The organism is Rosenbergiella gaditana, assembly GCF_018494065.1.
Classification (GTDB): domain Bacteria; phylum Pseudomonadota; class Gammaproteobacteria; order Enterobacterales; family Enterobacteriaceae; genus Rosenbergiella; species Rosenbergiella gaditana.
This window is the reverse complement of record NZ_JABBFR010000008.1, coordinates 122,942-139,193: the sequence shown is the minus strand read 5'-3', so window position 1 is coordinate 139,193 and position 16,252 is coordinate 122,942. Positions and strand designations below refer to the sequence as shown.

Genomic DNA, 16,252 nt, shown 5'->3' with positions numbered 1-16,252 from the left:
CCACACAGATTGTCTGATAAATTGTTAAAGAGCATTGCGAATCAACGTTTTAACTCGTTGTCGCGAGGTGGCGTATATTACTCGCTTCACCTCAGGAGTCAATCATTATTTTGATTTTTTCTCCTGGACCAAATCGCTTCAGTCCCTGTCACCGCGCTGCGTATCTCGCTTTGCCGTGTCAGTGGATGCGCATTATAGGGAGTTCCGAAAAAGGCGCAATACCCTTTGAGCATTTTTTAAAAAAAAAATGCTCAAGCGTTCAAAGTTCAAGCACTGTGCTGATAAAGTCGACGATTACTGCTGATTGGCTAAGTATTTTGGTAGGTCAACTAAACTATTGATCACCACATCCGCAACGGATTCGCTCTCTGGTGTGACTTCCTTACCGGTTCTTACCAAGATTTTATACCCAACTCCCGCCGCGGCTGCTGCCAGCATATCTTCCTTCTTATCTCCAATCATATAAGAAGCACTCATATCGACATCGAGTTGTGCCTTCGCATCGATAAACATTCCTGCTTTAGGCTTGCGGCACTCACAATCTTGCCGATACTCTTCAACAACAGCTTGCGGATGGTGTGGACAGAAATAGATACCATCTAGATCCACACCTCTATCTGCGAGTGACCAATCCATCCATTCTGTTAAATGCATAAATTGGTCTTCCGTAAAGAGGCCTCTTGCTATCCCCGACTGGTTAGTGATGAGGACAAGTAAATAACCCATCTTCTTTAATTCGACCATTGCGTCAATCACACCATCAATAAAGTGAAATTCATCACTAGTGTGTACATAACCATGATCAAGATTAATCGTCCCATCGCGGTCTAAAAAAATTGCGGGTTTCATAGCAAAAAATTACTCCATTACAGTCAAGGCCGTATTATCGCACGAACCCCGTCTAATGATCACTGTCTTTACTTCGCTGCTCTCCGTCAAATGTGATGAACTACCTCTGTCACACTCACCTAGTGAAGGGAAGTCATAATGAAACGCTTCCCATTATTCCCCTCTCTTTATAGTAGAGATGCTAGCAAACCTTTAATGGCTCTTTTCTGCTTACGATCAAAAGGTCAGATTGATTTAGCCGTCTAGATAGCTTAACATCCACTTAATCACCAATTCATTTTGGTTCCCTACTTCAGCGGCATAACGACACTAAGTAAAATACTATAATGATAAAACTTGAAAATATAACTAAAAGATTTCAACAGGGAAATCTGACCATACAAGCCTTGAAAGACGTGACGCTTCATGTTCCTAAAGGGCAAATATATGGCGTGATTGGCGCTTCAGGTGCGGGGAAAAGTACTCTCATCCGTTGCGTTAATCTTCTTGAACGGCCTACCTCTGGAAAAGTAATTGTTGGCGACCGTGATCTCACCACACTCAATGCTCACGAGTTAACCTTAGCTCGGCGTGAAATTGGCATGATTTTCCAACATTTCAATTTACTTAACTCACGAACGGTTTTTGGTAACGTTGCATTACCTCTTGAGCTGGAAAACCACACGAAAGCTGATATTAAAAAGCGCGTTACTGAACTTCTTGAACTCGTCGGGTTAGCAGATAAACATGATGCTCGTCCAGCAAACCTATCAGGAGGGCAAAAACAACGTGTCGCGATCGCTCGTGCACTCGCCTGCGACCCTAAAGTTTTACTCTGTGATGAAGCCACCAGCGCATTAGATCCCGCAACGACTCGCTCTATCCTAGAACTGCTCAAAGATATTAACCGCCGTTTGGGAATTACTATCCTGTTAATCACCCATGAAATGGATGTGGTCAAACGTATCTGTGATCAAGTTGCGGTGATCAGTAAAGGGGAGTTAATTGAGAACGACAAAGTCAGCGAGATTTTTTCACATCCGAAAACCCCGTTGGCTCAGCAATTTATCCAATCAACGCTTCACCTTGATATACCTGAAGACTATCAACAGCGTCTTACTCAATCCGCTGATGATGGCAAAGTTCCACTTATTCGACTCGAGTTTACAGGCCAATCCGTGGACGCACCGCTATTGTCTGATATTTCACGCCGTTTTAATGTTGACTGCAATATTATCAGCGCACAGATGGATTACGCCGGTGGTGTCAAATTCGGAATTATGCTTACCGAAATAGCGGGTGAACAAGAACACTGCCAACAGGCCATTGAATGGCTACTACAAAAACAAGTTAAAACAGAGGTATTAGGCTATGTCTGAGGCAATGATTTGGCTGCTAGCTGGCGGTATTTGGGAAACCTTGGTCATGACCTTTGTCTCTGGCTTTTTTGGTTTTGTCATTGGGCTCCCTGTCGGAGTGCTACTTTACATTACTCGCCCTGGACAAATAAAAGAGAGTCAATTTCTATATCGTATTATTTCCGCGCTAGTTAACATTTTTAGATCAGTACCTTTTATCATCCTGCTTGTGTGGATGATCCCTTTTACCCGCGCACTAGTAGGTACCTCAATAGGGCTGCAAGCTGCGATAGTCCCTCTGACAATTGGTGCTGCACCCTTTATTGCACGTATGGTTGAAAATGCACTGCTTGAGCTACCTTCTGGCTTAATTGAGGCATCTCGTTCAATGGGCGCAACGCCTCTACAAATCATCCGTAAGGTCCTCCTACCAGAAGCGCTGCCCGGTCTTATTAATGCAGCAACCATTACACTGATTACCCTTGTTGGCTACTCTGCCATGGGCGGAGCTGTCGGGGCGGGAGGTTTAGGGCAAATTGGTATCCAATATGGTTATATTGGCTATAATGCGACAATCATGAATACGGTTTTGGTATTGCTGGTTATTTTGGTCTATCTGATCCAACTTATCGGCGATCGTGTTGTTAGGCTCGTCACTCATAAATAGTAATTCGTCTCAATAAAAATTAAGGAACGACCATGACTTTTACGTTAAAAAAATTAGCCACACTCAGCGCGGTTGTTGCAACATTAGCCTTAGTTGGCTGTGACCAAAAAACGCAACAAGATCCTAACCATATTAAAGTGGGGGTCATTGCCGGTTCTGAACAACAAGTGGCAGAGGTTGCTCAGAAAGTTGCAAAAGACCAATATCATCTGGATGTCGAACTCGTCCCGTTCACTGACTATGTTCTACCTAATGAAGCGTTAAGCAAAGGCGATATTGATGCCAATGCCTTCCAGCACAAACCTTATCTGGATCAGCAAATCAAAGATCGTGGGTACAAAATCACCGCTGTAGCGAAAACCTTTATCTACCCTATCGCTGGTTATTCGAAAAAAATTAAATCGTTAGATCAACTGGAAGATGGTGCTCAAATTGCTGTACCAAACGATCCAACGAATTTAGGCCGTTCATTATTATTATTACAAAAGGTTGGATTGATTAAACTGAAAGACGATGTGGGTTTACTGCCAACTTCTTTAGATATTACGGAGAACCCTAAGAATCTGAAGATTGTTGAACTCGAGGCCCCTCAGCTTCCACGCTCATTAGACGACAATAAAATTGCCATTGCGGTGATTAACACGACCTTTGCTAGTCAAATTGGGTTGACTCCAGTGAAAGATGGCTTATTCACTGAAGATAAAGACTCACCTTATACCAATCTTATTGTGACCCGTGAAGACAATAAAGACGCCGATAACGTTAAGAAATTTATCAAAGCGTATCAATCAGAACAGGTTGAGCAAGCGGCTGATAAAATTTTTAACGGCGCCGCCGTTAAAGGCTGGTAAATACTGTTAGTATAGTAAGTAAAGGCGACGAGAGTCGCCTTTACTTTTTCAATAGGCGCCGATACCTGGATGCTAACCCTCTAATGAATAGTTGAGTGAGGAAGATTTAATGCGTTTAAGCTTATTACCACTCTGTATGGTGATTGTAGGACTTACTGGTTGTACAACTCAGTACAAACCTGTTGAGCCTTTCCCTGAAAAGCCTCAGGCTCAACACCCGGAAAAACTACGCAAACCTGCACACAGAGCGACGCCGGTACAGCTTTATACCAATCCGGCAGACCTTATCAATAAGCCTTTTCGCGACTTAGGTGAAGTCTCAGGTGAAGATTGCCAAACGAATGCGCAAAGCTCACCGCCTAACCTCAATACAGCACGTAAACGTATGCAGTTAAAAGCCTCTACATTGAAAGCCAATGCAGTACTCGTTCACCAATGTGAAGTCATTTCTACTAATTCCGGGTGTTATCGTCAAGCCGTTTGCCAGGGTTCGGCGTTAAAAGTCACACAATGAAGTCGTTTTCTTTAGAGCAAATAGGCACCATTCACTCGCCTTGGAAAGAGAAGTTTGCTGTTCCCCGACAGCCAGGCTTAGTCACTGCAATAGGGGCTGAGTTAGAGCTTATTGCCCCTTATAACCACCATGATATTGTGCGTGGTATTGAAAATTTCAGCCATCTATGGCTACTTTTCATTTTTCATCAGACCCAGCAACAAGGGTGGAAACCTCTCGTTCGCCCGCCAAGGCTTGGCGGTAACGATAAAATCGGCGTCTTGGCGAGCCGTTCAACTTTCAGACCCAATCCTATTGGTATGTCATTGGTGGAGTTTAAGGGTGTTCGCTATGAGAAGAAGCGCCTTATCCTCGAACTAGGCAGTGTCGATCTTGTCGATGGTACGCCGATTGTAGACATTAAGCCTTATTTGCCTTTCGCCGAATCCCTACCCGAAGCGCGGGCAGGCTATGCGCAATCAGCCCCTGAAGCTTCTATGCAGGTTTATTTTTCGGACGCCGCTAAACAGCAACTATTACATCATGGGGGGAGTCATCCCAACTTAGCTGAGTTTATTCAACAAGTCTTAGCTCAAGACCCTCGCCCTGCATACCGCCGTGCTCAAGATGACCACCGTTTTTATGCTGCCAGTTTAAGCGATTTTACTGTACGCTGGCAGGTAACACCAATGGGAACAGAAGTGATTGCTATTGAGCCGATGAATTAGGCTTTTTACGCCATTCACTCACTGATAAACTATATACTACTTACTAAAACAGCTTTCCGTTCAACTGGAACCTTATTCATGCGCACTACTCAATACCTACTTTCAACGCTTAAAGAGACACCTTCTGATGCTGAAGTCATCAGCCATCAATTAATGCTTCGTGCAGGGATGATCCGTAAACTTGCTTCAGGCTTATATACTTGGCTGCCGACCGGTGTTCGCGTTTTACGTAAAGTCGAAAAAATCGTTCGTGAAGAAATGGAAAATTCTGGTGCCGTTGAAGTGACGATGCCTGTTGTTCAACCTGCCGACTTATGGGAAGAGAGTGGACGTTGGGAACAATATGGCCCAGAACTCCTGCGTATAAAAGATCGCCATGAGCGTTCTTTCGTACTAGGCCCAACTCATGAAGAAGTTATTACCGATCTTATCCGTAACGAACTGAGCTCATATAAACAATTGCCACTAAACTTGTTCCAAATCCAGACCAAGTTTCGTGATGAAGTTCGCCCACGCTTCGGCGTAATGCGTTCGCGCGAATTTATTATGAAAGATGCCTACTCTTTTCATAGCCATCAAGACTCTCTTCAAGAAACCTACGACATTATGTACCGTGCGTACAGCCAAATTTTTAGTCGTATGGGATTAGATTTTCGTGCAGTCCAAGCTGATACCGGCTCTATTGGCGGTAGCGCTTCTCATGAGTTTCAGGTGCTAGCGGAAAGCGGTGAAGATGACATTATCTTCTCTGATCAATCGGATTATGCGGCTAATATCGAATTAGCCGAAGCTATTGCGCCGACTATTGAACGTGCTGCACCGTCTCAAGCCTTGATGCAACAAGATACGCCTAATGCGAAAACAATCGCTGAATTAGTCTCACAATTCTCTGTGTCCATCGATAAAACTGTTAAGACGCTGATTGTTAGAGCAAAAGAAGAGAGCGAACATAAATTAGTCGCGCTATTAGTTCGTGGTGATCATGAATTAAATGAAGTCAAAGCAGAGAAAATTGATATTGTTGCCTCACCGCTCTGTTTTGCGACTGAACAAGAAATTCGTGAAGCAATCGGTGCTGGACCAGGATCTTTAGGGCCGATTGGTTTAGCTATGCCAATCATCGCTGACCATAGCTTAAAAGTGGTAAGTGATTTTTCAGTTGGCGCTAATATTGACGGTAAACACTGGTTTGGTGTCAACTGGTTACGGGATCTTCCAGAAGCACGTTACGCGGATATCCGTAATGTGGTGACCGGAGATAAGAGCCCAGATGGCCAAGGTACCTTACTGATCAAACGTGGCATTGAAGTAGGTCATATCTTCCAACTTGGTACAAAGTACTCTGAGGCATTGAAAGCTACAGTTCAAGGTGAAGAGGGTCGTAACCAAACGCTACTTATGGGATGCTACGGTATCGGCGTGACGCGTGTTGTCGCTGCTGCGATCGAGCAGAATCACGACGATAGAGGGATTATTTGGCCTGAAGCTATTGCTCCTTTCCATGTTGCTATCTTACCGATGAACATGCACAAATCTTTCCGTGTACAAGAACTCGCCGAGAAGCTCTATGAACAGCTACGCGGTGCAGGGCTCGACGTGATACTTGATGACCGTAAAGAGCGCCCAGGTGTAATGTTCGCAGATATGGAACTAATTGGCGTGCCTCACTCAATTGTTATCGGCGATCGTAACTTAGATAATAATGAAATTGAGTACAAAAATCGTCGCACTGGCGAAAAAGAGATGCTATCACCAGAAGCCATCGTTGAGCGTTTGGTTTCACAAATAAAACGTTAACAGCTTCTTTATAGGGCCCTCGCTCTGAGGGCCATTGCCGATCAATCCATGTTCACCTTGCCCCGCAGATTTTTCTTCGATGAAGTACGGCTTTTTCCATCCAAGCGGCGTAGCTTCGAAGCCTTGGACGGCTTGGTTGCCTTCCGAGTTTTTGATATCACCAGAAATTGTGCCAATACGGCTCGAAGCCGCTCTATCGCTAACGCTCTATTTTTCTCTTGAGAACGGGCGCTTTGCGCTTTAATGACTATTACCCCATGCTCTGTGAGCAAATGATGGCGCTTACTCATAATTATCGCTTTTGCGTCATCGGTTAAACTTGAACTATTAACGTCAAAGCGGAGGTGAATGGCTGTTGAGACCTTATTCACATTTTGACCGCCAGCACCTTGTGCTCGTATCGCGGAAATTTCTATTTCTGAGCTCGCAATCTGCTGTTGCGCATTAATAATAATCACCTTGCTTTCTGCCATAGTGCTAACTCTATTTCTACATTATTGATTCCATCTGGAAGCCAGATTACACCTTCTTGTAAGGTTACTTGCAACGACATATTACGTTGTGCCAACGCGGCTAACTGACTGAGTTGTTCATCATTGGCATGCCAAATCGTAAGATTTTGGAATTGCGCTAACCTTCCTAAGGTCTGCTGCTTCCACACCGCTGCAGCGCGAGATTGATAGGTAAACAACACGACTTTCGAAGATTGACTCACGGCTTTTTTCAGTCGCTTCTCATCGGGTAAACCTAGCTCTATCCATAACTCAGGGCTACCGTGATCATGATGCTGCCAAATTTCAGGCTCTTCGCCAGAGGATAGGCCACGTGTAAACTCTAGCCGCTCTGAAGCGTAATGGCACCATGCAAACAACCTCAACATCATCCGTTCATCATTTTCAGAAGGATGACGTGCCAATGTTAACGTATGGCTGGCATAGTAGTGTCGGTCAAGATCTGAAATATCGACAGTCGCCTTAAATATAGTGGCTTTTAACGCCATAAATTCTCCAATTATGCCCTAATCTGCTTTAGCAGGATGTGTGGGCTGACTTGCATTACGCCTTACAAACGCCTAGGCTAAGGCTAAAGATAAAAAGTGACAACATAGGGTAAGCCCTCGTATTATCTCAGAATAGTCTGGCACATTACGTTGCCATAAGCTTAAAGTTCAGTGACGCATTACCTAGTAATGCGTTTGTGTAAGGCCCGCGGAAATCCGCCATTTACTTACAGGTGAGCAATTATGTCAATCAATGATACCTATCAGCCCATTAATTGTGATGACTATGACAATCTCGAACTCGCCTGCCAACATCATTTATTACTACAACTCACGCTACGCAACGGTGAGTCGTTGAAGGCAGAAGCAGCTGATTTGTTCTTGAGAAAGAAAGTTGAGTATCTTTTGTATAAATACCACGGCGAGCAGCATGAAGTACGGTTAGATGCTATCGAAAGTTTTAGTCACCCAGAAATTGGCACCATTACCATCACTCAAAACTAATTTTTTCCCCAGAGCTAAAATTTACCCACGGTTTTAGCTCTGGATCAACCTCCTGCCAGGCTAAGCAATAACTCTCCCCTTCCGACGATAATCCAGCTTGAGTGATAAAAACTCCTGGTGCGCAAACCAGCTCTTCATCGAAATAGATAAGGGGAATACTCTCCCGTAACCAAGCTGGTATCCCCTTCTCTTGCCATATTTTTTTCAAACTTCTTCCGCCCTGTCGACCGACAAGGTGCAGATGGGCCGATTGGCCAAAACGAACAGTCACTCTTTCCTTACTACTGGGCACACGTAAGTGGAGACCTTGCGTATCAGTAGGAAATAAACGCAAGATCCCAAGATTGTCGGGGAGGACTAAAGGCGTTGAGGGTATCGGCCATGGGAGATTCGTACCACGAAGTGCAGAGAATACTCTTCCCAAATAGAGTCGTTGCTGATAACGCCGTACATATCTACGATTAATCATCAGCTGTGGACAAGCATCGTCACGACTCAATACGACCTCTTGCCAGAGGAGTGTTAAGGCTTGGCGCGAAGGTAATAGTGATCCGCAATATGAAAACCACCGTCTTAATAAGGCGTTTCTCTTCTGTTCTGTTCCGCGAGCTAAGTAGGCGATATCAATCGAGCCGTCGTCTGCCATACATCTTTGTAAATCTGATGCCAGTAATTCATCAAGTAAACTCTCCTGCTCACTGCACAATTCAGCGCTTCGCGCGACACTTCGTGAGAACTGTGGCCACCGCTGCGATAAACGGGGGAGGATATGTAAGCGTAGAAAGTTTCGATCATAATGATCATCTTGATTACTCTCATCGTCGATCCAGCTTAATTGATGTTCTTTTGCATAAACTTCTAAGTCCTGCCGAGAAAAACGTAACAGTGGACGCAGATGCCAATACTTCCCTAATTGACGAGAAGATGGCATGGCCGATAACCCCGCAGGGCCACTCCCCCGTTTTAATGCCAGCAGAAAAGTTTCGCACTGATCATCTTGATGATGAGCAGTGACTAGTGCTTCTTCGGGGGTGAGTAATTCCTGGAAAACACGATAACGTAATGTTCGGGCTTCGGCTTCAATCCCCCCTTGCCCACCTAGAAGTTGTACTTTACGACTGATAAAAGGAATATCTAAGTCGGTACAAAGCTGCTGACAATGCATTAACCATTCATCGGCATGCTGGCTTAATCCATGATGAATATATACGGCGCGTAGGGAGATCGACTGCGTGAGTCGTAATTGGGATAACTTATGTAATAAAACCGTTGAATCAAGTCCACCACTAAAACCGACCAGTAATTGGCGATGACCGTGAAGCAGTAGATCATTCACCATCACCGGTTCCATCTTGATAAAATTCGAGCGGCAATCCGTCAGGATCGCTAAAAAACGTGAAAGCTTTATCCGTGATGGAATCGATACGGATCGGCTCACATTCAACGTGATGAGTTTTTAAAAAGGCAATGGCCTGCTCAAGATTCTCGACTGCGAAGGCGAGATGTCGTAACCCGCATGCTTCGGGATAACTCATACGAGGTGGAGCATTGGGAAAAGAGAAGAGTTCAATAACATACTCTCCACAAAGCGCGAGATCAGCCTTCCAAGACTGGCGCTCAACACGATAAGTCTCATTGAGCAGCTGGAAGCCCAAGACCTCACAGTAGAAATGTCGACTCTTTAGATAATCGGAAGCGATAATCGCAATATGATGGATCCTATTGAGATTTAACATAGCCTCTCTCCCCTTTTAAAGTGATAAAAAAAGGCCGCCAAAGCGACCTTATTCACCGGCTATTGCTTACGCGTAGCCATAGCTCATCAGACGCTCATAGCGACGATCTAAAAGCTCTTCAGTGGTGAGTTCATCAAGCTCAGCAAGATCAGATAATAATTGCTCTTTTAGCGCTGCAGCCATCTCTTTAGGATGACGGTGTGCGCCGCCTAAGGGCTCGGGGATCACTGAATCGATTAATTCAAGTTCAGAGAGACGATCGGCAGTAATGCCCATCGCTTCCGCGGCCAAAGGTGCCTTATCCGCACTCTTCCATAAGATTGATGCACAACCCTCAGGCGAGATAACAGAATAAGTACTGTATTGCAGCATATTGACTTTATCGCCAACGCCGATTGCTAATGCACCGCCAGACCCGCCTTCTCCAATAACGGTACAAATAACCGGCACGGTTAAGCCAGCCATTTCACGCAGGTTACGAGCAATCGCTTCTGCCTGACCACGCTCTTCAGCGCCAACGCCTGGGTAAGCACCTGGCGTGTCGATAAAGGTGATGATAGGCATTTTAAAGCGCTCAGCCATTTCCATCAGACGCAATGCTTTACGGTATCCCTCTGGAGCAGGCATACCAAAATTACGGCGAATTTTCTCTTTCGTCTCGCGACCTTTTTGATGACCAATGATCATCACTGGACGCCCGTCTAAACGTGCGATACCACCGACAATCGCTTTATCGTCTGCATAAGCCCGATCACCCGCTAATTCATCGAAATCGTCAAACGCATTGCGCACATAATCTAGAGTATAAGGACGCATTGGATGACGTGCTAACTGCGCAATTTGCCAAGCACCTAAATCTGCGAAGATTTTTTTAGTTAGCTCGACACTTTTGCTACGCAAGCGTTGAATTTCATCATCAAGATTAATGTCGTGCTTTTCATCTTGAGGGCCAAGGGATTTCAGTGAATCAATTTTCGCTTCAAGTTCAGCGATAGGCTGTTCAAAATCCAGGTAATTAAGACTCATAATGTTCCTGTTTTAATCAAACTCCAGTTCAACCTGCTCCGTTCCGATTACGAGACGTAGATCATTAAGTAAACGATCACTTGGCGTTACCCGCCAAGTTGCCCCAAATCGCAATTTCGCCCGAGCGTCCTCTCTTTGATAATAGAGATTTACTGGGATGGTACCTGAACGGTGAGGTTCAAGAACCTGTCGAAGACGGTTTAAAAGCTGGTCATCAATTTGCCTGTCGATCAGTGAGAGAGCAAGACCGCGAGCATATTTTTCGCGAGCTTCATCAATATCCATCACTTCTCTTGCAATCATTTTAAGACCACCAGAGAAATCATCGAAACTGACCTGTCCACTAACGATCAGAATTTTATCTTTTTCCAGTAACTGCTGATATTTGTCTAGCGCGTCAGTATATAACATTACTTCTAAACGGCCAGAACGATCATCCAGTGTACAAATACCAATTCGGTTGCCACGTTTAGTGACCATTACTCTTGCAGCAAGCACTAAGCCTGCGGCAATGGTTGTTTTTCCACGCTCAGTGGGATGCATATCTTTTAGACGCATCCCGCCAACATAACGTTCGATTTCCTTCAGATACTGATTAATCGGATGCCCCGTTAGGTATAATCCTAACGTCTCCCTTTCACCGTCTAACTGTACCTGTTCTGGCCACCGATTTATACTGGCATATGACTGTTCGATTTGCTCCGGTTCTTCTGCAAGAACCCCAAACATATCGCCCTGTCCTGTTGCTTCCGCCTTTGAATGCTGATCAGCAGCCTTAAGTGCATCATTCAGCGCACTCATTAATGCCGCTCGATGTGGCCCTAATCGGTCAAAGGCACCGGACATTATCAGTTTTTCCATCACACGGCGATTAATTTTTTTGATATCCGTGCGTGCACAGAGGTCAAATAGCTCCTTAAAATAACCGCCTTGATTCCTCGCTTCAAGTATTGCTTCAATTGGACCTTCGCCAACGCCTTTTATTGCACCAATACCGTAAACAATCTCACCCTCGTTATTGACATGGAAAGGATAGAGGCCTGCGTTGATATCAGGAGGCAATACCTTTAATCCCATTCGCCAACATTCGTCGACGAGGCCGACGACTTTCTCAGTGTTATCCATGTCCGCTGTCATCACGGCTGCCATAAACTCAGCCGGATAGTGCGCTTTTAGCCACAGTGTTTGGTAGGAGACCAGCGCATAAGCCGCAGAGTGGGATTTATTAAATCCATACCCGGCAAACTTTTCTACCAGGTCAAAGATCTTCATCGACAATTCGCCGTTGATACCCATTCGCTCTGCGCCATCTTTAAATATTGAGCGTTGCTTAGCCATTTCTTCAGGTTGCTTCTTACCCATCGCCCGGCGCAACATATCTGCACCGCCTAGGGTATAACCTGAGAGGACTTGCGCGATCTGCATAACCTGTTCTTGATACAGAATAATGCCATAGGTGGGCTCAAGCACTGGCTGGAGACTTTCATGCTGCCATTGAATGTCTGGATATGAGATCGCTTCGCGACCATGCTTACGGTCTATAAAGTTATCGACCATCCCTGACTGTAGTGGCCCGGGGCGGAATAAAGCCACCAATGCAATCATATCTTCGAAACAGTCAGGCTTTAATCGCTTAATCAAATCTTTCATGCCACGAGATTCGAGCTGGAATACAGCTGTAGTTTCAGCGCGCTGAAGCATATCAAAACTTTTTTTATCGTCGAGCGGAATAGCATCAATATTAATCGGCGGCTCGCCTTGCTTCTCGCGCCGTGCATTGATCATCTGCAATGCCCAGTTGATGATGGTTAACGTCCGTAAGCCCAGGAAGTCAAATTTGACCAGCCCTGCATATTCCACGTCGTTTTTATCGAATTGCGTGACAGGATGCTGGCCAAGTTCATCACAGTACAGCGGGGCAAAATCGGTAATTTTGGTCGGCGCGATAACAACGCCCCCCGCATGTTTACCTGCATTTCGAGTCACCCCTTCGAGCTTACGGGCCATATCGATAAGCGCTTTAACTTCTTCATCTGCCTCGTAAATCTCAGGTAGCTGAGGTTCGGCGACAAAGGCTTTTTCGAGGGTCATTCCGGGATCGGGAGGGATTAATTTGGAAATACGATCAACGAAACCGTAAGGGTGCCCGAGGACTCGGCCGACATCACGAATAACGGCTTTTGCCGCCATGGTACCGAAAGTAATAATCTGTGATACCGCTTCGCGACCATACATTTCTGCCACGTGATCAATCACTAAATCACGTTTCTCCATGCAGAAGTCGACATCGAAGTCGGGCATTGAGACACGTTCCGGATTAAGGAACCGTTCGAAAAGCAGGTCAAATTCCAGTGGATCGAGGTCAGTAATTTTCAGTGCATAGGCTACCAGTGATCCCGCACCCGAACCTCGCCCTGGGCCAACGGGCACGCCATTATCTTTAGACCACTGGATAAACTCCATAACAATCAAGAAGTAGCCAGGGAAACCCATCTGATTAATAACCGTCAATTCTATCTCTAAACGTTCATCATAGGCTGGGCGCTTAGCGGCACGAATTTCATCATCCGGGAATAAAAATAGCAGGCGCTCTTCCAATCCCTCTTTTGAACTGGCGACCAAAAAGTCTTCCGTGGTCATCTCACCCGTTGGAAATTGAGGAAGAAAATACTCACCTAATCGAATGGTGACATTACAACGACGGGCAATTTCAACACTATTAGCCAATGCTTCAGGAATATCCGCAAAGAGTTCGCACATCTCCTCTGTAGTCCGGAGATACTGTTGTTCGGTATAGAGTTTGGGTCGTTTAGGGTCGTCAAGCGTATAACCGTCATGGATGGCAACGCGGATTTCGTGTGCGTCAAAATCTTGGCGACTGAGAAAACACACATCATTGCTTGCTACGACAGGAATTTGATGCTTAACCGCCAGCTGTAGCGCTTGATGCAGATAGCTCTCTTCCTCGTTACGCCCAGTTCGAGTCAGTTCAAGATAGTAGTTATCCGGAAAATATTCTTGGTAAAAGGCAATGCATTGTTCTGCCAGTGCCAAATTGCCTCTTAACAAGCTATAACCGACATCCCCTTTAAAGCCCCCTGATAGGAGAATAAGACCTGACGCATGCTCAATTAACCATTGTTGATCAACAATCGGCCCTTGATGCCCGTATCCTCGTTGGTAGGCTTTGGAGATAAGTAACGTCAGATTCTGATAGCCATCATTATTGGCAGCAAGCACTGTTAACTGCGTGGGCTCGTCACCCAGCAAAGGATTGATAACCTTAAGATCAGCGCCAATGATTGGTTTTACACCTGCCCCTAACGCTGCCCCATAAAATTTGACTAAGCCACACAAGTTCATATGATCCGTGATACCCAGTGCAGGCATACCTAAACTCGCTGCTTTTTTTACTAAAGCACCGGTTTTGGCGATACCATCAATCATGGAGTAATCGCTATGGACATGAAGATGAATAAAACGTGGGTTAGCCATAATGCTCGCTTATCGGGTTTACAGTTCTCTGATTAATTGGACAGGGTAGTCAATAGATTTCTGACCGGCGCAAAACTTCGACGATGGTCTGGAATAGGACCCAAACGTGCCAACTGCTCAAGGTGTTTTGCGGTCGGATAGCCTTTATGTTGTGCAAATCCATACTCTGGATACTGTTCGGCAAGTAACGCCATTTCGTGATCTCGGGTGACTTTCGCTAAAATGGATGCGGCACTGATTTCGGCCACCAGGCTGTCACCTTTAACGACCGCTTGAGCGGGCATCGCCAGAGCCGGACAACGATTACCATCAATCAGTACAAAATCAGGAGTCATAGATAACCCAGCGACGGCACGCTGCATAGCGAGCATCGTTGCATGAAGAATATTGAGCTGGTCAATCTCTTGCGGTTCGGCTCGACCAATCGACCAAGATAACGCTTTTTCTTTAATCTCGCTGCATAACATGAGCCGTTTCTTTTCACTTATTTTTTTGGAGTCAGCTAGTCCCAAAATAGGCTTATTTGGGTCCAGAATGACGGCTGCCGTGACAACAGCGCCCACTAAAGGTCCACGCCCCACTTCATCGACACCGGCGATACAGTGGGCAACAGGGTAAATAAAATCAGCCATGTATAAGTTCCAGTACTGCGTCTGCAGCTTGGTTATCAGCATCCCAACGTATTTGCTGATGCAATGTTTGGAAAGTCATAAGCAGTTCCTGCCGTTCAATGCTGTCATGCAGCAAGGGGGCAAGGGCACTTGCTAGGTGTTGGGGTGTGCACTCTTCTTGAAGAAGTTCTTTCACTAATTCCCTGCCAGCAAGGAGGTTGGGTAAGGATACCCATTCAGTTTTCACTAATCGTTTCGCCAGCCAGAAAGTAAAAGGCTTCATTCTATAGCCGACGACCATTGGGCATTTCGCTAACATACATTCTAATGCCGCAGTACCCGAAGCCAATATTGCTGCATCGCTCGCGATCATTACTTCACGCGCTTTCCCCTCAATTAAATGTAGCGATAAACTCGGAGCTATCTCTTGCTTGATGGCAAGAAATTGCTCAGCACGACGTGCATTCGCGGCAGGAACAATAATTTCAAGATCGGGGTAACGCTCTCTCAGTAATACTGCTGCACGTAAAAAATCTGCACTGAGTATTTCAACTTCACTGGAGCGACTACCGGGAAGCAGCGCTAAACATCTAGCCTCGGGTGCAATATTTAAAGTCTGCCTAGCCGCTAATTTATTAGGATGTAAGGCGATATCGTCCGCCATTTTATGACCGATAAATTGACAAGGGACATTAAATCGATCGTAGAATGCTTTCTCGAAAGGCAAGAAAGCTAACACCAAGTCAGTATTGCGACCTATTTTAAAGACTCTTTTTTGACGCCATGCCCAAACAGAGGGGCTGACATAGTGAATGGTCGGGATCCCCGCTCGCTTTAATTTACCTTCCAAGGGAATATTGAAATCGGGGGCGTCAATACCAATGAAAACGTCTGGCTTAAGCGCCGTCAACCGCTCAGTTAACTGACGACGGATGTGCAGCAATCTTCTTAAACGGCCCAGTACTTCGACAATTCCCATCACCGCCAACTCTTCCATCTCATACCATGCCTCGCAACCTTCAGCTTGCATGAGCGGACCCGCGACGCCAACGAATCGGATATTAGGATTTTTTACTTTAAGTGCACGGATTAATCCGGCACCTAAAATATCGCCGGAGGTTTCTCCGGCGATAAGGGCAACAGTCAAAGGGCGCATGA

16 protein-coding genes are annotated in these 16,252 nt (G+C 45.5%); 7 read left to right on the top strand and 9 right to left on the bottom strand.

Features of this window, described 5'->3' with window-relative positions; all coding sequences use genetic code 11:
- Positions 1-294: 294 nt before the first annotated feature.
- Positions 295-849, bottom strand: coding sequence for a D-glycero-beta-D-manno-heptose 1,7-bisphosphate 7-phosphatase (gmhB, locus tag HH682_RS07945; protein ID WP_214237045.1), 555 nt, complete (start codon positions 847-849; stop codon positions 295-297).
- A gap of 326 nt (positions 850-1,175) precedes the next feature.
- Between gmhB and metN the strand changes: the two genes are divergently transcribed.
- The 6 genes from metN to proS all read left to right on the top strand — a co-directional run bounded on the left by metN (position 1,176) and on the right by proS (position 6,722).
- Positions 1,176-2,207, top strand: a complete 1,032-nt coding sequence (metN, locus tag HH682_RS07940; RefSeq protein WP_214237044.1) for a methionine ABC transporter ATP-binding protein MetN — start codon at positions 1,176-1,178, stop codon at positions 2,205-2,207.
- Positions 2,200-2,853 carry a methionine ABC transporter permease MetI gene (locus HH682_RS07935; RefSeq protein ID WP_214237043.1) on the top strand — a complete coding sequence of 218 codons (654 nt, stop codon included), beginning with the start codon at positions 2,200-2,202 and terminating at the stop codon, positions 2,851-2,853. Before metN ends, HH682_RS07935 begins: the two co-directional genes overlap by 8 nt.
- 32 nt (positions 2,854-2,885) lie before the next feature.
- Positions 2,886-3,704, top strand: a complete 819-nt coding sequence (locus tag HH682_RS07930) for a MetQ/NlpA family lipoprotein (protein ID WP_214237042.1) — start codon at positions 2,886-2,888, stop codon at positions 3,702-3,704.
- Positions 3,705-3,813: 109 nt separating this feature from the next.
- On the top strand, positions 3,814-4,218 hold the full coding sequence (gene rcsF / locus HH682_RS07925) for an Rcs stress response system protein RcsF (protein WP_214237041.1): 405 nt from the start codon (positions 3,814-3,816) through the stop codon (positions 4,216-4,218).
- Complete coding sequence (gene tsaA, locus HH682_RS07920) at positions 4,215-4,925, top strand: tRNA (N6-threonylcarbamoyladenosine(37)-N6)-methyltransferase TrmO (RefSeq protein WP_214237040.1); 711 nt, start codon at positions 4,215-4,217, stop codon at positions 4,923-4,925. Before rcsF ends, tsaA begins: the two co-directional genes overlap by 4 nt.
- 78 nt (positions 4,926-5,003) lie before the next feature.
- Complete coding sequence (proS, locus tag HH682_RS07915) at positions 5,004-6,722, top strand: proline--tRNA ligase (protein ID WP_214237039.1); 1,719 nt, start codon at positions 5,004-5,006, stop codon at positions 6,720-6,722.
- A gap of 41 nt (positions 6,723-6,763) precedes the next feature.
- Here proS and arfB read toward each other — a convergent pair whose 3' ends face one another.
- Together arfB and HH682_RS07905 are read right to left on the bottom strand one after the other, a co-directional pair.
- Positions 6,764-7,180, bottom strand: coding sequence for an alternative ribosome rescue aminoacyl-tRNA hydrolase ArfB (gene arfB / locus HH682_RS07910; RefSeq protein ID WP_214237053.1), 417 nt, complete (start codon positions 7,178-7,180; stop codon positions 6,764-6,766).
- On the bottom strand, positions 7,177-7,722 hold the full coding sequence (locus HH682_RS07905; protein WP_214237038.1) for a YaeQ family protein: 546 nt from the start codon (positions 7,720-7,722) through the stop codon (positions 7,177-7,179). The genes arfB and HH682_RS07905 overlap by 4 nt, the downstream gene beginning before the upstream one ends.
- 243 nt (positions 7,723-7,965) lie before the next feature.
- Here HH682_RS07905 and rof point away from each other — a divergent pair, with 243 nt between their 5' ends.
- Positions 7,966-8,226, top strand: a complete 261-nt coding sequence (gene rof / locus HH682_RS07900; protein WP_214237037.1) for a Rho-binding antiterminator — start codon at positions 7,966-7,968, stop codon at positions 8,224-8,226.
- Here the strand turns inward: rof and tilS are convergent.
- The 6 genes from tilS to lpxB all read right to left on the bottom strand — a co-directional run bounded on the left by tilS (position 8,213) and on the right by lpxB (position 16,250).
- Positions 8,213-9,565: a tRNA lysidine(34) synthetase TilS gene (gene tilS / locus HH682_RS07895; RefSeq protein ID WP_250318610.1), complete on the bottom strand. Its 1,353-nt coding sequence runs from the start codon at positions 9,563-9,565 to the stop codon at positions 8,213-8,215. The two genes, rof and tilS, sit on opposite strands and share 14 nt — an antisense overlap.
- Entirely contained in the window at positions 9,555-9,962 is a 408-nt protein-coding gene (locus HH682_RS07890; RefSeq protein WP_214237035.1) for a VOC family protein, read from the bottom strand. Before HH682_RS07890 ends, tilS begins: the two co-directional genes overlap by 11 nt.
- Before the next feature lie 66 nt (positions 9,963-10,028).
- A complete protein-coding gene (gene accA / locus HH682_RS07885) occupies positions 10,029-10,988 on the bottom strand; it encodes an acetyl-CoA carboxylase carboxyl transferase subunit alpha (RefSeq protein WP_214237034.1) in 960 nt (319 codons plus the stop codon).
- A 12-nt stretch (positions 10,989-11,000) separates the two neighbouring features.
- Positions 11,001-14,483 carry a DNA polymerase III subunit alpha gene (dnaE, locus tag HH682_RS07880; protein WP_214237033.1) on the bottom strand — a complete coding sequence of 1,161 codons (3,483 nt, stop codon included), beginning with the start codon at positions 14,481-14,483 and terminating at the stop codon, positions 11,001-11,003.
- 32 nt (positions 14,484-14,515) lie between these two features.
- The gene (rnhB, locus tag HH682_RS07875) at positions 14,516-15,115 is read right to left on the bottom strand and encodes a ribonuclease HII (protein ID WP_214237032.1); all 600 of its coding nucleotides are present in this window, start codon (positions 15,113-15,115) and stop codon (positions 14,516-14,518) included.
- Positions 15,108-16,250 carry a lipid-A-disaccharide synthase gene (lpxB, locus tag HH682_RS07870; RefSeq protein WP_214237031.1) on the bottom strand — a complete coding sequence of 381 codons (1,143 nt, stop codon included), beginning with the start codon at positions 16,248-16,250 and terminating at the stop codon, positions 15,108-15,110. Before lpxB ends, rnhB begins: the two co-directional genes overlap by 8 nt.
- Between the last annotated feature and the right edge of the window lie 2 nt (positions 16,251-16,252).